Annotated in this window: 12 protein-coding genes; 4 read left to right on the forward strand and 8 right to left on the reverse strand. The window is 65.1% G+C overall.

What is annotated here, in order from left to right; genetic code table 11:
- Positions 1–58: 58 nt before the first annotated feature.
- Positions 59–358 carry a DUF4193 domain-containing protein gene (locus tag CKW39_RS14870; protein WP_095798898.1) on the reverse strand — a complete coding sequence of 100 codons (300 nt, stop codon included), beginning with the start codon at positions 356–358 and terminating at the stop codon, positions 59–61.
- A 333-nt stretch (positions 359–691) separates the two neighbouring features.
- On the opposite strand from CKW39_RS14870, the gene sepH reads away from it, so the two are divergent.
- The gene (sepH, locus tag CKW39_RS14880; RefSeq protein ID WP_095798900.1) at positions 692–2029 is read left to right on the forward strand and encodes a septation protein SepH; all 1338 of its coding nucleotides are present in this window, start codon (positions 692–694) and stop codon (positions 2027–2029) included.
- A gap of 131 nt (positions 2030–2160) precedes the next feature.
- Entirely contained in the window at positions 2161–2799 is a 639-nt protein-coding gene (locus tag CKW39_RS15490) for a hypothetical protein (RefSeq protein ID WP_158222969.1), read from the forward strand.
- A gap of 143 nt (positions 2800–2942) precedes the next feature.
- Here CKW39_RS15490 and CKW39_RS14890 read toward each other — a convergent pair whose 3' ends face one another.
- Genes CKW39_RS14890 through CKW39_RS14905 form a run of 4 tightly spaced genes read right to left on the reverse strand, consistent with a single transcriptional unit; the run spans position 2943 to position 8939 of the window.
- Complete coding sequence (locus CKW39_RS14890) at positions 2943–4013, reverse strand: alkaline phosphatase family protein (RefSeq protein ID WP_254049464.1); 1071 nt, start codon at positions 4011–4013, stop codon at positions 2943–2945.
- Positions 4014–4072: 59 nt separating this feature from the next.
- Positions 4073–4792, reverse strand: coding sequence for a DUF5998 family protein (locus CKW39_RS14895; RefSeq protein ID WP_095798903.1), 720 nt, complete (start codon positions 4790–4792; stop codon positions 4073–4075).
- A 46-nt stretch (positions 4793–4838) separates the two neighbouring features.
- Positions 4839–6233 (reverse strand): serine/threonine-protein kinase, encoded by a 1395-nt coding sequence (locus CKW39_RS14900; RefSeq protein ID WP_095798904.1) that lies wholly within the window; start codon positions 6231–6233, stop codon positions 4839–4841.
- 12 nt (positions 6234–6245) lie between these two features.
- Positions 6246–8939 carry a GNAT family N-acetyltransferase gene (locus tag CKW39_RS14905; RefSeq protein WP_095798905.1) on the reverse strand — a complete coding sequence of 898 codons (2694 nt, stop codon included), beginning with the start codon at positions 8937–8939 and terminating at the stop codon, positions 6246–6248.
- Between the two features lie 70 nt (positions 8940–9009).
- On the opposite strand from CKW39_RS14905, the gene CKW39_RS14910 reads away from it, so the two are divergent.
- On the forward strand, positions 9010–11589 hold the full coding sequence (locus tag CKW39_RS14910; RefSeq protein ID WP_095798906.1) for a DNA topoisomerase (ATP-hydrolyzing) subunit A: 2580 nt from the start codon (positions 9010–9012) through the stop codon (positions 11587–11589).
- Positions 11590–11730: 141 nt separating this feature from the next.
- On the opposite strand, the gene CKW39_RS14915 is transcribed toward CKW39_RS14910, so the two are convergent.
- Complete coding sequence (locus CKW39_RS14915) at positions 11731–13839, reverse strand: type IIA DNA topoisomerase subunit B (protein ID WP_095798907.1); 2109 nt, start codon at positions 13837–13839, stop codon at positions 11731–11733.
- Between the two features lie 231 nt (positions 13840–14070).
- Here CKW39_RS14915 and CKW39_RS14920 point away from each other — a divergent pair, with 231 nt between their 5' ends.
- Positions 14071–14274: a hypothetical protein gene (locus CKW39_RS14920; RefSeq protein WP_016996488.1), complete on the forward strand. Its 204-nt coding sequence runs from the start codon at positions 14071–14073 to the stop codon at positions 14272–14274.
- Between the two features lie 85 nt (positions 14275–14359).
- Here CKW39_RS14920 and CKW39_RS14925 read toward each other — a convergent pair whose 3' ends face one another.
- Together CKW39_RS14925 and CKW39_RS14930 are read right to left on the reverse strand one after the other, a co-directional pair.
- Positions 14360–15064: a ubiquinone/menaquinone biosynthesis methyltransferase gene (locus CKW39_RS14925; RefSeq protein WP_254049461.1), complete on the reverse strand. Its 705-nt coding sequence runs from the start codon at positions 15062–15064 to the stop codon at positions 14360–14362.
- Positions 15065–15078: 14 nt separating this feature from the next.
- Positions 15079–16674, reverse strand: coding sequence for an RNA polymerase sigma factor (locus CKW39_RS14930; protein WP_095798909.1), 1596 nt, complete (start codon positions 16672–16674; stop codon positions 15079–15081).
- Positions 16675–16682 lie beyond the last annotated feature (8 nt).

Here is a 16682-nt window from a genome sequence, read left to right on the forward strand (position 1 = left end):
GTCACCATATGGTGACCGCCCGGACTATTTATTCAACGGCTGATTCAGAGACCGCGTGTCAGCCCATGCATTCGAAGCAGAACTTCACGCCGTCGCGTTCTTCGGCAAGCTGCGAACGGTGACGTACCAGGAAGCACGAACCGCACGTGAATTCGTCTTCCTGAGCGGGAAGAACCACTACGGACAGTTCTTCGTTGGACAGGTCTGCGCCGGGGAGCTCGAAGCTTTCGGCCGCTGCAGCTTCATCTTCGTCGACGCTGCCGGACTGCTGATCCGATCGACGAGACTGCAACTCCTCGATCGAGTCTTCTTTGAGGTCTTCGTCCTGCTTGCGCGGCGCGTCGTAATCTGTGGCCATGTGTGAATCCGCTCCAACCGGTCTTCGCGAGATCGCTGTGGGTGTCGAGACCCCGGCTTTCTGGGAAAAATGCCGGGTCCGTGTCGCGTAGATTGTTCACCATCAACCGCGAAAAATCCAGCCCGAATCTCCTACGGCGAAATGTGTGTCTTACAGCACGCGGATCCGCCCCCGAACGACTGCTCCCGGTATACCCCGCCCCGTCCCTCGAAAAATGCGGTGGCCCGGGCAGAAACCGGTTCGGGGCCCTTCATGAAAGCACTAGACTGGCACGACATGAGCGGCAGGAATTTCTCTGACAGCATTACTTCCCGCCGGTAAAGGAAGGACAGCATGGACCAGTTGCACCTGGTGGGCATACACGATGACGGGGAGCACCTCATCGTGGAAACCACCGATTCACAGCGTTACTCGCTGAAAATCGATCAGCAGTTACGACAAGCGGTGCAGCACGCGCGGAAGAAGACACCGGCGCGTGGCCGTGTGACGGGCCAGTTCGGCCCCCGCGATATCCAGGCTCGTTTCCGTGCCGGTGCCAGCGTGGAAGACATCGTGGCCGAGTCCGGATGGGAGCCGGAGCGCGTCAAGCGTTACGAATGGCCGATCCTCGCCGAGCGCGGTCACATGGTGCGGGAAGCCCTCAAGGTTAAAGTCACCGGCACGAGCCCTTCCCACGACGGCTACCGTTCCGTGTTCGAGGGCGAACCCCGCACTCTCGAGCAGACCGTGCGCCATCGTGCCCGGAACACCGGTGTTGCGGTGGATTCGTTGGACTGGGATGCGTGGCAGCGCGAGGACCAACTCTGGACACTGCAACTGTCTTTCACCGTGTCCGATCGCGACCAGGCACCCCATGACACCAATGGTCCCGCGGAGTGGACCTACAACCCCGCGAATCAGACGGTTCGACCGGCCAATGACTGGGCCACCGCGCTGGGTCAGGAACCGCACGAGTCAGGGCCGCTGGGCGTTCCCGCCCCCGCAGTGAGCCATGCTCCGGCCCCCAACGCCCAGGTGGAGCAACTCCAGCGAGAGGCCAGCCAGGCGGACGAGTTGCTGGACGTGCTGCAGTCACGCCGCGGACGGCGTCTGGGTTCGGACAGTGAAGAAGACGACCGCCTGGCCGAGATCCTCGGCCGCGGCATGGGGCACGTGGACAACCGTCCCCGACCCATCGGCGCGCCAGATGATTCTCCGCTGTTCGATCAGCCCATCCAGCCCGCTGCCGCCCGCGTCGCCGAGGACCGAGCCTTGGAAGAGGACGCAGACATCGAGATCGTGGATGATTCCACGAACGCTCCCCACGAGCACGAGACCTCGAGCGAGGAACCGGACCAGGCGGCGTCGCCGTCGCTGCCCGAGGCCGTCACCGCCGGTCGAGGCCCTCAGCTCACCGTGGCTACGGATTCCGAGGAGTCGATGGCCACCCTCGAATCGGAGGAGCCCGTCGCTCAAGACGACCGGGGCGAAGAGTCGGAGTCACCGGAATCGACGTCCGCCACGCTTCAGGAAACTCCGGAGACGGAGCCCGAAATCGAGCCGGCGCAACGCCACGAGGAACCACAGGAGCAACCGCAACGGGCTCCCGGTCCGCGCGGCCGTACTGGCAAGGCGAAACGCTCGTCGGTGCCGAGTTGGGACGAGATCGTCTTCGGTTCCAACTCGAACTAGTGTCCGGGAGCACCACGCGAGGGACTGCAGATTTCCCGTCGACACGCTAGAGTCATCAAGGCAGATTGGGCTCAGGGGAGAGAGCGGTCCATCTTTGCTCTGGCAATTCATGGATTCGAGGGACGCGTTGCATGGGTAATTCCATACAGGATGACTTGTTCGGTGCCGATGAACCGGCTGCGGAAGCAACCGGTGGTTCCACCGAACCCGAAGGTGACGGGGGTTTCCGCCGATTCATGGCACCCCTCGTGCTCGGATTGGCCGCGCTCCTGGTCCTCGTGGGGGTGGGCGCACTGGCTTTCACCGGACTGTCGAATTCCCAGGATGATGAGGAACCCGCAGACTTCGCCACGGAATCCGAATCGCCGTCCCCCACGCCCACGCGCAGCGCCACTCCGAGCCGCACGCCGTCCCCCACCCCGGTGGAAACCGCCCCGCCGGTCCAGGAGTACGTGCCGCCGCCACCTCCTCCTGTAGCGCCCCCGGTGGTTCCTCCGCCCCCGCCCGCACCGGTTCCGCCGCCTCCGGCACCACCGGTGACCCAGGCACCGGAGCCGACCAAGAAGCCCGAGCCGACCAAGAAGCCGACCCCGGCCCCGACGAAGCAACCGACGACGGCGCCCAAGCCGCCGAAGTCGACGCCGACACAGGCTCCCAAGCCGCCGTCGACCAAGGCTCCGGTAACCAAAGCGCCGCCCGCTCCCAAGCCGACGAAGGCGAAGCCGCCGGCCAACGACAAGCCGGCATCGACACCCAAGCCCAGCAATTAGTGCACAGAGGCCCGATTCGCACTCCAGCGAATCGGGCCTCTTCGTGTTCAGTTATCGGTCTCGGGACGACGCCACCGCGATGCGAACCTGGGCGCTCGTCGAATCGTCCCGTTCCCCCTGGCCGGTGATCAGACACCGGGTGGTTACCAGAGCAGCGCCGGAATCAGGCGTTCGGCATCCGTGAGGGAGCCGTGCTGACCCACCATGTTCAGGGGCTTGGCGCCCTGCCGTGAAACGTCATAAATGGCGACCGGTTCCTTGCTGAGTACCCATACATCACCGGCGCGTTCCAGGACGGCCTGATTCGGGTCACTGCCGAAGTAACCGCCCGAGGCCAGCTCGTCCCGCGTGGCCACCCATACGTCGTCGCCGAAGTGGTCCTGCCAGCGAGTGACGACCTTCTCAGGATCGGTATCCGCTTCCATGTGAAGTTGCACGGCCCGCGGTTCACCCGCGGTGTGTCGCACGCCGTCGAGCAGTCCGGGCACGGCGCTGGCGTCATAACGGTGTTCGGGAGCCACGTCCACCATGCCGTGATCGGCGGTGAGGATCACGCGGGTGTTGGCCGGTAGCTTCTGGACGAGCCGCTTGATTGCGGAATCCAGCTCTTCGAGGGCCTGCAGCCACGTATCGGATCGCCACCCCTTGGAGTGCCCGATCTTGTCCAGCTCGTCCCAATAGAAGTACATCAGGGCGCGCTTTCCCTCCCGGAGTTCCTCGAGGGCGGCGGCGGTGCGTGCGAACACGCCGTCGGCGCCCTTGAAGCGACCGCCGCGCAGCGACGCGCGGGTCAGTTCGGAGTTCTCGAACCGAGGCTTGCTGATGGTCACGGTGTCCACCGTGTCCTCCGCCCGATTGAACACCGTGCGATGCGGCTGCCATGATTCCGGGTCGATCTGCGGGCTCCACTGCCCCAACATATTGACCACCCGGTCCTGGGCCGGATCCAGCACGTCGTAGCCGAGCATGCCGTGTTGCCCGGGGGTCAGCCCGGTGCCCAGACTCGACAGCGATACGGACGTGGTGGTGGGGAACGCGGCGTCGAGCTCCCCCAAGGACTGCGCCTTCCGGAGCGTAGGCGCGTAACTCGCGTATTCGCTGAGCAATCTGGATCCCAGACCGTCCACGAGTACCACCACGTAGCGCTGGGCCTTGGGCAAACCCAGGGAGTTCGTGAGGTCTGGGACGCCCAGGGCTGCGGCGGCAGAGGACATCACGTCTGCCACGCTGCGCCGGCCGTAGCGCGGGGGCGCAGGAAAATCAGACGGCAGTGTCATTGGGATTTGCGCCCGGAATCTCGCCCCGTGAAGCGGTGTCCGAAACGAGGGCGCTGCACGGGCGCCTCGGAAGGCCTGCGGTCGGTCAGGGGCCGCTGATGCGGCGACTGGGCGATCTGCGCGCCCGAGTCCGTCACGGGTGCCAGGTTGGCGCGGCGCAGCGTGCGCGCGAATTCGCGGGCGCCCTCCACTGCGTCCTTGCCGTCCGCCTCGGAACTGATGCGCATGACGACGTCCTCGCTGGCGGCGGTTCCCGTGTAACCGTGGTCGGCCTGGCACTCGGGGTCCTCGCACATCGCGGGGTACAGCTCGAGCTGCTGGGTTCCGGTCCAGCTCACGGCCAGGGTCAGTTCCATGATGGGCGTGTCCGGGTGGTAGTTCTGCGGCTGGTGGTAGGCGTAACTCAGGGTCACGGAACGGATCTGGGAAATCCCGACCGTTTCCGTGGACACCCGGGCGACCACGTCACGCCCGCTGTCGTCGAACTGCTGATCGTCCACGTGGGTGATGTGCAGTACGTCCTCGGCGAGCACCAACACGGTGATGTGTCGGTGGAGTTCGGTGTTGTTGAAGTGGGTCTCCAATTGCACCAGGTGGGAGACGGGCTGTCGGCCGTCCAGGGAATCCTTGACCACGTCTTCCACCAATTGGGGATAGAACCCGGCCGTGCCGATGTCCTGAATCAGGAGCGAACCATCGGGAGCTGAATACGTCATGCGTCCATTGTCCTTCACTTGCCGCTTCTGTGCGCAATTATCACGGTCAGGGGGTGACCACGCACGACAGCGATCCGTCTTCTTGCTCGGTGCACACCGGTGTCACGTCCTGGCCGGGTTCTGGCGGTGGCGACGGCGTTGGGGTCACCTCGGGCGTTTGGCTCACGTCGGGTTCGCCACCGGTCGTATCCTCCAGCCACGAGCTGAGTGCCGGGCCGGCCACAAAGTATCCGGCGGTCAAGGCGATACCGGCCAGCACCAGAGCCAAGAGCACCCAGGGCATCCGAGATCGTTGGGGCCGTGTGTTTCGCCTGGCCGGAATGGACCGCGGTGTGGGCGTGGGTTCCTCGCTCGCCACGTGCGGCACAGCGGCAGTGCGCGGGGTCTCCTGGCGTGGCAGAGCTTCGGTGGTTTCCCCGGTGGCTGCCAGTCTGCCGAACGGGTTCAACGGGTCGTCGGAGATCGGTGGCACGGCTGCCGCCTGTGGGTGTTCCTCTCCCCTGCGGCGCACGGCGTGCCATTCGATGCGTGCCGTGGGAGCGTCCTCCGAGAGGGGCAACACCGCTGCATCGGGAACCACGGACAGCTCACGCTCCGTGGTGGGTGAGAGAACGTCGAAGATCTCGAAGGGTTCTCCCTCGGCCGTGAGGGATTCGCGGTCGGATCGGCTCGCTGCTCCTTCGCCCAAGTCGTGCAGGGCGATCTTCGCCGCGGCAATGCGCTGTTTCGGTTCCGTGCTCAGCAGACCCGCCACGTGACTACGCAACTGCGGAGAATCCGGGAAAAGTCCCTCCACCGCTGTCGGTTCCAACGGGTTGCTGAGATCCACGTGCGGGTCCACGAGCCGCACCGCCGTGACACCGGCCGCGTACAGATCCGAGGAGATCGACGGCTCCATGGGTCCGTAGGCCTCGTGCGGCAGGTATCCCGGTGTCCCGACCACGGTTCCCGTATGGGTCAACCGAGCGTCCTCCGCGCGAACGGCAATACCGAAATCCGCGAGTCGAGCCCATGGCCGCCCGGAACCGGTGGGTTCCATGAGCACGTTGCCCGGCTTCACATCCCGGTGGATCCAGCCTCGTGCGTGAACGAACTGCAGGGCCTGAAGCAGTTGGTAGACGATCTCCTCCGCCACGAAGTCCGCCACGGCACCGTTGTCCCCCAACGCTGCCTCGAGGGTCCCCCCGCTGACCAGGGGCATCGCAATGGCCACGTACTCGTCCTCGGCGGCCCAGCCGTAAGGTGCGACCACGTGCGGGTGATCCAACTTGACGGATTGCTCTCGCACGAAGCGCAGCAGATCGGCCGAATCGCGTTGGCGTAGCACCTTGGCCGCGCATTCCCGCTCCAGTTTGTGGTCCATGGCGCGCCACACTGCCCCGCTGCCACCCTTGGCAATGGGTTCGAGTAGCTCGAAACGCCCGGCTATCGTGTCCGACACGCGATAGGTGACCTAGCCCCGCATGGCCCGGCGAGCGCTGTCGGTGCGCTGGCCCGGGTCACCCAGCGTGACGGTTGCGGACAGCACCGTGACCACGGAGCCGGACAGCAGGACGGGATTGAGATCGATGGATGCCGTTTCCGGGAACTGGTCCTTGAGCAGCGCCACCCGGTTGACCAGGTCTTCCACGCCGTTCGTGTCCACGGCGGGGACACCCTGGTGTCCGAAGAGTTTTTTGGACGCCTTGGGGGCACGCACCATCCGGGAAATATCCTGATCGGTCAGCGGTGGCACGCGGTGGGCCCAGTCGTCGAGCAGATTCACGGCGTCACCGGCCATACCGAATGAGAGCACGGGTCCGATCAGGGGATCCTCGATCGCGCGCACAATCACGGTCTGTCCGGTCGCGGCCATCGACTGAACCTCGAAATCGGAGGTACCGAAGCTCGCCAGCGCGCGCTTCATGGTGGTGATGGCCGCTCGCAACTGCGATTCGTCCTCAATGTTGAGGGCCACGCCGCCCAGGTCCAAGCGGTGGCGCAGGTGCGGATCCGTGGTTTTCAGGGCCACCGGGTAGCCCAGCCGCCCGGCCGCTTGGACCCCTTCGTCCGGATCCTCGAATCGTACGGATTCCAGGACCGTGATCCCCGCGTGCCCCAGCAGCTCGGTCGTCTCGTTCGTGCTCAGTTCGTAGAGACCGTCCCCTGGAATCTGGGGCTTGAGCCTCTCGAGGAACTTTTCAATGGCATCGTGGTTGAAGTCTTCGGGGATCTCCACGTGCCCGTGGTCCTGATCGCGCCAGGTCGAGTAGGTGACCACACTGGACAGCGCGAGAAGCGCGGCACCCGGCGAATCGAAGCACGGGAGGGACGCGCCGTCGTCGGTGGTGTGCACCGTGGCCGTCTTGGCGTCACTGCCGAATTGGCCCGTGAACACGCCGATTGCGGTGCACTCCGCCGTGCGTGCCTCGCGGGCGATCTGGTCGACCAGCGCACGGTGATCGAGCCCCGGAACGGGCATGAGAACGACCACCAGGCTGGCGACGCCCTCGCGGGCGGCATTGTCCCGAACGGCCTGGATGATCGCGTCGTGAGCGTGCTGGGGGCCCTGGCTGGTGTCCACGTTGCCGTCAGAGACGACCGGTTCCATCCCCAGCCGGATCGCCGAGTCCTCAGCAAGTTGGGACAGCGCCAACGCATTGGACACCACGGCCACCCGATTGTTCTCGGGAACCGGCTGGCTTTCGGCCACGGACGCGATGTCCAACAACTGCTCGGCCGTCGCGGCACGGATCACGCCGGCTTGCCGGAACATCGCGTCCAACGCTCCGGGAGGAGCCTGGGTAGTGCGCCCCGTGTGTCCCGGGGGCAGCCGCAGACCGGTGACCTCGGACTTGGCCACGATGACCGGCTTGGACCGCGAGAGTCGCCGAGCGATACGGGAGAACTTGCGCGGATTACCCACGGACTGCAGGTACAGACCGCACACCGTGGTCGAGAGGTCGTCCTCCCAGTACTGCATCATGTCGTTACCGGAGACGTCCGCGCGGTTACCGGCGGACAAGTAGCTGGACAGCCCCACCCTGTGACGGCGTGCGGCACCGTAGACCATGGTGCCAATCGCCCCGGACTGGGAGAACAGGCCCAGTCCCCCGTGTTTGGGCATGCGCGGCAGGACCGAGGCATTGAGGCTGACCTCTTCCGAGGTGTTGATGAACCCCAGGCTGGCCGGTCCGACCACGCGCATCCCTGAAGCGCGGGCAATACGTACCAAGCGGCGCTGCTGCGCGGCGCCATCCGCACCGGCCTCCGCGTAACCGCCGGTCATGATAACCACGGCCTTGGCACCGGCTCGTCCGCACTCGGCAATGGTGGATTCCACGGCGTCCCGGGGGACCGCGATGATCGCGACATCGATCTTGTCGGTAATTTCCTGCACGCTCGCCACGAACGTGAGCCCTTCGCGCTCGTACGGTGTGTTCCCCACCCCGTAGAGCGTGCCGGTGTAGCTGCCGTTCAGGATGCCTTCGACCGCGTGGTATCCCGCGTGGTCAGGATCCGACGACGCTCCGACCACCGCCACGACCTCGGGAGTGAGTAGGTCCTGGATCGAACGGGCCTCGGCGCGGTGTTCGCGGGACTCCATGACGGCCAGTGACTTCTCGGTGGGGTCGATGTCGAAATCAACCACCACCACGCCGTCCTCGAACTGGCGGGATACGTCGTAACCCGCTTCCACGAACACGTGGAGCATCTTGCGGTTCTCCGGCAGGACTTCAGCGGTGAACCGGTCGATGCCGTTCTCTCGGGCCGCGGCGGCCAGATGCTCCAGCAGGATGGAGCCGATGCCACGCCCCTGGTGATGGTCGGAAATCATGAAGGCGACTTCCGCCACGCGGTCCGAGGTGCGGTCGTAGCGACCCACTCCGATCATCTTGCCGTCGAGCAACAGAATGAAGCAGACGCGGTCCACATGGTCCACGGTGGTGAACCGGGCCAGTTCTTTCTCCGACAGTGCCGGCTTGTAGGAGAAGAAGCGCAAGTAGATGCTGTCCTCGGACTGTTTTCCGTGGAACTCGGTGAGCAAGTCCCGGTCATCCGGACTGATGGGGCGCAGATGCGCGGTCGCACCGTCGCGCATAATGACGTCTGCTTCCCAGTATTCGGGGTAGGACGGTGACTGCGAACCTTCATCGTGAGAACCCATAGACTTCAGGGTAGCCAACCGCGTGACCTCTCGACAGGTACACGCCGATTATTCGAGGAGTTGCCGCTAGATGGCCCGACGTCGTTCAACCACCCGCTCCGAGCAGGACGAGCTGCCCGAAGATTTTACCGAGCACATTGTTGACATTGATGTCACGCAGGAAATGGAAACCAGTTTCCTGGAGTACTCCTATTCGGTGATCTACTCGCGCGCCCTGCCCGACGCACGGGACGGCCTCAAGCCGGTGCAGCGGCGCATCCTGTTCATGATGGACCAGATGGGTCTGCGCCCGGATCGCGGTCACGTCAAGAGCGCGCGCGTGGTGGGCGAGGTCATGGGTAAGCTCCATCCGCACGGTGACTCGGCCATTTATGACGCCATGGTGCGCATGGCCCAGGCGTTCGCCATGCGGCTTCCCCTGGTGGACGGCCACGGCAACTTCGGTTCCCTCGACGACGGGCCGGCGGCACCGCGGTACACCGAGGCACGCATGGCCCCGGCCGCCCAGGCGCTCACGGGTGACCTCGACGAGGACGTTGTGGATTTCGTCCCCAACTACGACAACCAGTTCCAGCAACCCGGTGTACTCCCGGCGGCCTACCCCGCCCTGCTGGTCAACGGCGCCACCGGTATTGCCGTGGGTATGGCCACCAACATGGCACCGCACAACCTGCGCGAGGTGGTCGCCGGTGCGCGGCACCTGATCCTCAACCCCGAGGCCACGCTCGAAGACCTCATGAAGTTCGTTCCCGGCCCGGATTTGCCCTCGGGTGGTCGGATCGTGGGCCTGGAGGGTATCCGCGATGCCTATCGCACCGGTCGCGGCTCGTTCAAGACCCGGGCCAAGGTCTCCATCGAGCAGGTTTCGCCCCGTAAACAGGGCATCGTGATCACGGAATTGCCGTACATGGTGGGCCCGGAGAAGGTCACCGAGAAGATCAAAGATGCCGTTCAGTCGAAGAAGCTGGCCGGTATCTCGGACGTCGTGGACCTCACCGACCGCACCAACGGGTTGCGCCTGGTCATCGAATTGAAGAACGGTTTCAACCCCCAGGCGGTGCTGGCTCAGCTGTACAAGCACACGCCCATGGAGGATTCCTTCGGTATGAACAACGTGGCGCTCGTGGACGGGCAACCCCGCACCCTGGGCCTGCTGGACATGCTGCGGGTCTACACGGAGCACCGGCTGTCGGTGGTGCGCCGCCGCACCGCCTTCCGTCTGGACAAGCGCCAGAACCGTCTGCACCTGGTGGAAGGTCTGTTGATCGCGATCGTCGATATCGACGAGGTCATCCAGATCATTCGCTCCTCAGAGCAGACCGCGGAAGCCCGCGACCGGTTGATGAAGGTCTTCGACCTCTCCCGCGCCCAGGCCGAGCACATCCTGGAACTGCGCCTGCGTCAGCTCACCAAGTTCTCGCGCATCGAGCTCGAGGCCGAGCGGGATCAGCTGCTCAAGGAAATCGCCGAGCTCGAGGCGATCCTCGGTTCCGATCAGAAGCTGCGTCAGGTTGTGGCGGACGAGCTCGAAGAGGTCGCAGAGAAGCACGGCGACGACCGCCGCACCGTGCTGCTCGAAGCCGAAGACCTGCCGGCCGTGACCTCGGCGGCGGACGCGAGCGGCAAACGTAAGCAGGCGGCGTCGTCGGTGACACTCGAGATCAGCGACGATCCGTGTTGGGCGTTCGTCTCCACGACCGGTCGTTTGGCGCGCACCAACGCCCGCACTCCGCTGGCGGATGCCTCCCGCCGCTTCAAGCACGACGCCCTGGCCAGCGTGCTCCCGACCACCGCGCGCGGCGAGATCGGGGCGGTCACGTCCACGGGTCGTATGCTGCGCGTGTCGTGTATCGACATTCCCGTGCTGCAGGATTTCGACGGCGTTCCACGCCTCGCGGACGGTGTTCTCGCCTCGGATTTCCTGGGCCTGGACAAGAACGAGCATCTGGTGGGTCTGGTGCCCCTCACTCAGGTCTTCGCGGTCGGTACCGAGCAGGGCATCGTCAAGCGCGTGAACCCGGATTACCCGCTCAACCTCGATCAGTGGCCGGCCATCAAGCTCAAGGACGGCGACCGCGTGATCGGCGTGGCCGCGTGCCCGGACACCGCCGAGCTGGTGTTCGTGTCCTCGGACGCCAAGCTGCTGCACTTCGCGGCGGACCTGGTGCGCCCCCAGGGTCGCAATGCCGGAGGTGTCGCCGGTATGAAGCTGGCGTCCGGTGAGCGCGCCATCTTCTTCGGCGCGGTCAAGGAGGACGACGCCACGGTGGTCGTCACCCAAGCCAAGTCCCAGGATCAGCTGCCGGACATGGGCGAGGCCTCCATCAAGGTGACCCCGCTGTCCGAGTACCCGGCCAAGGGTCGCGCAACCGCCGGTGTGCGGGCTCAGCGCCTGCTCACGGGTGAATCCGAGCTGAATCTGGCGTGGGTGGGCCACGGGCCGGGTAAGGCCGTTTCGGCGGCCGGTGTGGCACGTAACCTACCCAACGAGTACGGCCGCAGGGACGGCTCCGGAGTGAGCGTGGACCGCGCCGTGCACGCCGTGGGGCCGGCTCTAGGCGGACTCCCAGTGCCCGGTCTGGAGGTCGCGGAGGATTCCTCGTCCGGGGGCGCCCCGGCTGCGCAGGTCACGCTGCCCCTGGACGACTGAATAACCGCTTCATGAACGACGGCGCCCCGAACCTTCCGTGTGAAAGGTTCGGGGCGCCGTTCGTGGAGCCAACGGGTCCATCGCTCGCCGGTCGCGATGCGTCGGCTCATTCCTGACCGTGCGAGGACCGCTGCTGTCCGGTCAGGCGTCGATGCGGTCCTGATCCAGCTGCGCGGCACCGGCCACGATGAAGTCCTTGCGCGGCGCGACCTGGGAGCCCATGAGCAACGAGAACGCGTGCTCAGCGGCCTCAGCGTCCGCCACCCGCACGCGACGCAGCACGCGGTGGCGGATGTCCATGGTGGTCTCTGCCAGCTGATCCGCGTCCATCTCGCCCAGACCCTTGTAGCGCTGGATGGGCTCCTTGTAGCGGCGGTCCTGCTCTTCCAGGCTGCCCAGGAGCGTTTCCAGTTCACGCTCCGAGTAGGTGTACACCATCTCGTTGGCCTTGGAACCGGGATTCACGATCTCCACGCGGTGCAGTGGCGGCACAGCGGCGTAAACCCGCCCGGCCTCCACCAGCGGACGCATGTAACGGTAGAACAGCGTGAGCAGCAGGGTGCGGATGTGGGCCCCGTCCACGTCGGCGTCGGTCATCATGATGACCTTGCCGTAGCGAGCGGCGTCCACGTCGAAGCTGCGACCCGAACCAGCCCCGATCACCTGGATCAACGCGGCGCACTCGGTGTTGGCGAGCATGTCGGTGATCGACGCCTTCTGGACGTTGAGAATCTTGCCGCGGATCGGGAGCAGCGCCTGATAATTGGAGTTACGTGCCAGACGCGCGGTGCCCAACGCGGAGTCACCCTCCACGATGAACAGTTCGGAACGGCCGACGTCCGAGGAGCGGCACTCGACCAGCTTGGTGGGCATGGACGAGGTTTCCAGCGCGTTCTTCCGCCGCTGGGTCTCCTTGTGCACCCGGGCGGAAATCCGGGACTTCATCTCCGCGACCACCTTGTCCAGCACCTGGCTGGCCTGGGCCTTGTCGTCGCGCTTCTTGGACGTGAACTGCTTGGTCAGCTGCGATTCGACCACCTTGGTGACGATCTGACGCACCGCCGGGGTACCGAGCACTTCCTTGGTCTGGCCCTCGAACTGCGGTTCTGCCAGACGGACCGTGAGTACCGCGGTGAGTCCCGCCAGGACGTCGTCCTTCTCGAGCTTGTCGTTGCCCACCTTGAGCTTGCGGGCGTTGGCCTCCACCTGCTTGCGGATGGTTTTCAACAGTGCGGCCTCGAACCCGGACAGGTGCGTTCCGCCCTTGGGCGTGGAAATGATGTTCACGAACGAGCGCACGGTGGTGTCGTAGCCGACGCCCCAGCGCAGGGCCACGTCCACCTCGCACACGCGCTCCACGTCCTGCAGATTGGCCCGTCCGGTGTCGTCCAGGACCGGGACGCGCTCGGTGAAGCTGCCCTGGCCCTGCAAGCGCCAGACGTCAGTGACCGGCGCGTCAATAGCCAGGAATTCGGCGAACTCGGAGATGCCGCCGTCGTACTGGAAGATCTCGGTGTGCGATCCGGTCTCCCCCGGTGTGCCCGCCAGCAGGCGTTCGTCGCGCACGGTGATCTGCAGCCCCGGGATCAGGAACGCGGTCTGCCGTGCCCGGCGCACCAGCTCGTCCGTGGAGAACTTGGCGTCCGGGGTGAAGATCTGTTCGTCCGCCCAGTAGCGGATCCGCGTGCCGGTGACCCCGCGCTTGGCCTTGCCCACGATCTGCAGTTCGGAGTTGTCCGTGAACGCCTCGAACGGGGCGTGCGGCGAGGGTGCGCCCTTGTCGGTGAAGATTCCGGGCTCACCGCGCTTGAAGGACATCTGGTAGGTCTTACCGCCTCGGTCCACCTGCACGTCCAGGCGCGAGGACAGAGCGTTGACCACGGACGCGCCCACGCCGTGCAGACCGCCGGAGGCCGTGTAGGAACCGCCGCCGAACTTACCGCCGGCGTGCAGTTTGGTGAACACCACTTCCACACCGGTGAGCCCGGTGCGAGGTTCCTGATCGATGGGAATACCGCGGCCGTCGTCGTGGACTTCCACGCAGCCGTCCTTGTGCAGGATCACGGTGATGTTTTGCCCGTAGCCGGCCAGCGCCTCGTCCACGGAGTTGTCGATGATTTCCCACATGCAGTGCATGAGGCCGCGGGAGTCCGTGGAACCGATGTACATGCCCGGGCGCTTGCGCACCGCTTCGAGGCCCTCCAGGACGGAAAGGTGCCGGGCGTTGTATTCGGAACGAGTGGGTGTCACGGTGATAAATCTCCCGAGAGTCTGGCCCGGAGGCGCGAGTGGGACTCCCCCACTTTAGTCCGCAGCGCCGACATTGTGCGCGGTGGGCGAAACCACTGTCCCGGGGGAAGGAATCAGGTCTACCTTTGGTTCTATTGATACGTGCTGCAGTGTTCATTCTCGAAACCAACTGCGCACCGTAATTGCACCGCGAGGTGGGATTACAGACCCTGTATCCGTAAGGAGGATCCAATGAACGCGACACTCGAGACGCGTGAACTCAACGCGACCGACCGCTGTGACGCCTGTGGCGCCCAGGCATATGTCCGCGTGGTCCTCGAAAGCACCGGCGGTCAGCTCCTCTTCTGCGCGCATCACGCGCGCAAGAACGAGGACAAGCTGCGCCCGCTGGCTGCCACTTGGCAGGACGAAACGGAGCACCTGGGAGCCTCCTGAGGCACCCACGGCCAATGCAAAGACCGGGGCACGCACCACACGGTGCGTGCCCCGGTCTCTCGCTATCCCCCGGGTGCTGACGGGATCAGGGTTTGTGACCCCACATGATGACATTGGTGCCGAAGTACTTGGTGGCCCAGTCGACGTCTCGGAACCCTACGCGCTCCATGACCGCCGCGACCTCAGCGGGTGACATGAAGCCCAGCGTGGAGCTCTTCAAATAGGTGTACGCCTCGCGATCCTTGGCGATGATCTGTCCGAGCAGCGGCAGGACCACGCTCATACCGACCGAGAGCACCAGCTTGAGCACTCCGCGCGGCGGTGATGTCTCCAGCACGACCACTCGACCGCCCGGCTTGAGCACGCGGTGTTGCTCCCGGAGAACCCGCTCCACGTCGCTGACGTTACGGAGCAGGTACCCGTGAGTCACAGCGTCGAAGGATTGGTCCTCGAAACGCAATTGATGCGCGTCCGCGAATTCCCATTCGATGCTGTCCGCACCGGGTTTCTCACGGGCCTCGGCCAGCATGTTCTCGGAGAAGTCCACACCGAAGATCTCAGCGCCCGGGTAACGACGCCGCGCGGCCAAGGCGATCTCGCCCGTGCCGGTCGCGATGTCCAGGAGTCGCCCACTCGCGGTCAGATCCGCGCGCCGGGCAACCTCCCGACACCACTGCGCGTGACGACCCATGGTCATCAGCGAGTTGATTTTGTCGTAACTACGCGTGACCCGGTTGAACATGCTCTGGACACGGCTGTCCTGGGACGTCATGGAGTAATCCTCACTCACCGTGGCGATCCGGATCAGTCCAAGTAGTCCCGCAGCACCTGCGAGCGCGACGGGTGACGGAGCTTGGACATGGTCTTGGACTCTATCTGGCGAATGCGCTCACGAGTGACCCCGTAGACCTTGCCGATCTCGTCCAGGGTCTTGGGCTGACCGTCGGTCAGACCGAAGCGCATGGCCACCACACCGGCTTCCCGTTCGGAGAGGGTGTCCAGCACGGAGTGCAGCTGTTCCTGGAGCAGGGTGAAGGACACGGCGTCCGCGGGAACCACGGCCTCGGAGTCCTCGATGAGGTCACCGAATTCGGAGTCGCCGTCCTCGCCCAGCGGGGTGTGCAGTGAAATGGGCTCGCGGCCGTACTTCTGAACTTCCACGACCTTTTCGGGGGTCATATCGAGTTCGTTGGCGAGCTCCTCCGGGGTGGGTTCGCGGCCCAGGTCCTGGAGCATTTGACGCTGCACGCGTGCCAATTTGTTGATGACCTCGACCATGTGCACCGGGATACGAATGGTGCGGGCCTGGTCGGCCATGGCGCGGGTGATGGCCTGACGGATCCACCATGTGGCGTACGTGGAGAACTTGAAGCCCTTGGTGTAGTCGAACTTCTCGACGGCGCGGATCAGACCCAGGTTGCCTTCCTGGATGAGGTCCAGGAACAACATGCCTCGGCCGGTGTAGCGCTTGGCCAGGGACACCACCAGTCGGAGGTTTGCCTCGAGCAGGTGGTTCTTGGCGCGGCGTCCGTCGTGGATCACCCAGCGGTAGGCCCGGCGGGTCTCTGCGTCCATCGAGTCCTGCTCGTCCGCGAATTTGTGTTCAGCGAACAGGCCGGCCTCGATGCGCAGCGCAAGATCGACCTCTTGCTCGGCGTTCAGCAGCGCGACCTTACCGATCTGCTTGAGGTAGTCCTTGACGGGGTCCGCAGTGGCACCGGCGGCGATGACCTGCTGCGCCGGGGCGTCGTCCTCGTCGTTGGTGGTGAGCACGAACCCGCGAGCGGTCTTGTCCTCACGGCCCTTCATGCGAGGAGCGGCTTCCTCCGGGCTGGCCTGAGTCGATTCCTCGCCGTCAGAGTCGCGTTCGTCCTCGATGGCCTCATCGTGGTTGGCCAGCAACTCGTCATCCGCGTCCGCGGTGTCCGCGGAATCGGAAGCCTTCTTGCGGCCACGACCTGTGCCCGTTGCCGTGGCGGTCTTCGACTTGCGTGCGGCACCCGCGGTCTTGCGGACGCGAGTGGTCTTGGCGGGAGTTGCCTCCGTGTCCTCGACCTCTGTGGTGTCATCGCCTTCGGCCTGGGCTGCTTTGGCGGCAGCGGCCTTGGTCGCGGATGCCTTGGAAGCCGCAGCCTTGGTGGCCGCGCTCTTGGCCGCGGTCGACTTGGTCGCCGGGGTCTTGGAAGCGGTGGGCTTTGCTGTGGTGGTCTTCTTGGCCGCGGTCGTCTTCTTCGCCGCCGTGGTCTTTTTAGCGGCGGTTTTCTTGGCCGCCGTGGTCTTCTTTGCCGCACCGCTGGTACTCGCCCGGCCGGTGCTGGCCTGAGTGGTCTTCTGTGCGGAGTCCTGTGACTCCTCAGAGACCGTGGACTCGTTCGCGGTCTTGCTTGCAGCAGGTGACACTGAGAACC

The sequence above is a fragment of the Kocuria sp. WRN011 genome (assembly GCF_002295155.1).
GTDB lineage: Bacteria > Actinomycetota > Actinomycetes > Actinomycetales > Micrococcaceae > Kocuria > Kocuria carniphila.

Bases quoted from the DNA above. Each gene is read 5' to 3' on its own strand.
- CKW39_RS14870 (WP_095798898.1), bottom strand. From the start codon at position 358: ATGGCCACAGATTACGACGCGCCGCGCAAGCAGGACGAAGACCTCAAA.
- sepH (WP_095798900.1), top strand. From the start codon at position 692: ATGGACCAGTTGCACCTGGTGGGCATACACGATGACGGGGAGCACCTC.
- CKW39_RS15490 (WP_158222969.1), top strand. From the start codon at position 2,161: ATGGGTAATTCCATACAGGATGACTTGTTCGGTGCCGATGAACCGGCT.
- CKW39_RS14890 (WP_254049464.1), bottom strand. From the start codon at position 4,013: ATGTCCTCTGCCGCCGCAGCCCTGGGCGTCCCAGACCTCACGAACTCC.
- CKW39_RS14895 (WP_095798903.1), bottom strand. From the start codon at position 4,792: ATGACGTATTCAGCTCCCGATGGTTCGCTCCTGATTCAGGACATCGGC.
- CKW39_RS14905 (WP_095798905.1), bottom strand. From the start codon at position 8,939: ATGGGTTCTCACGATGAAGGTTCGCAGTCACCGTCCTACCCCGAATAC.
- CKW39_RS14910 (WP_095798906.1), top strand. From the start codon at position 9,010: ATGGCCCGACGTCGTTCAACCACCCGCTCCGAGCAGGACGAGCTGCCC.
- CKW39_RS14920 (WP_016996488.1), top strand. From the start codon at position 14,071: ATGAACGCGACACTCGAGACGCGTGAACTCAACGCGACCGACCGCTGT.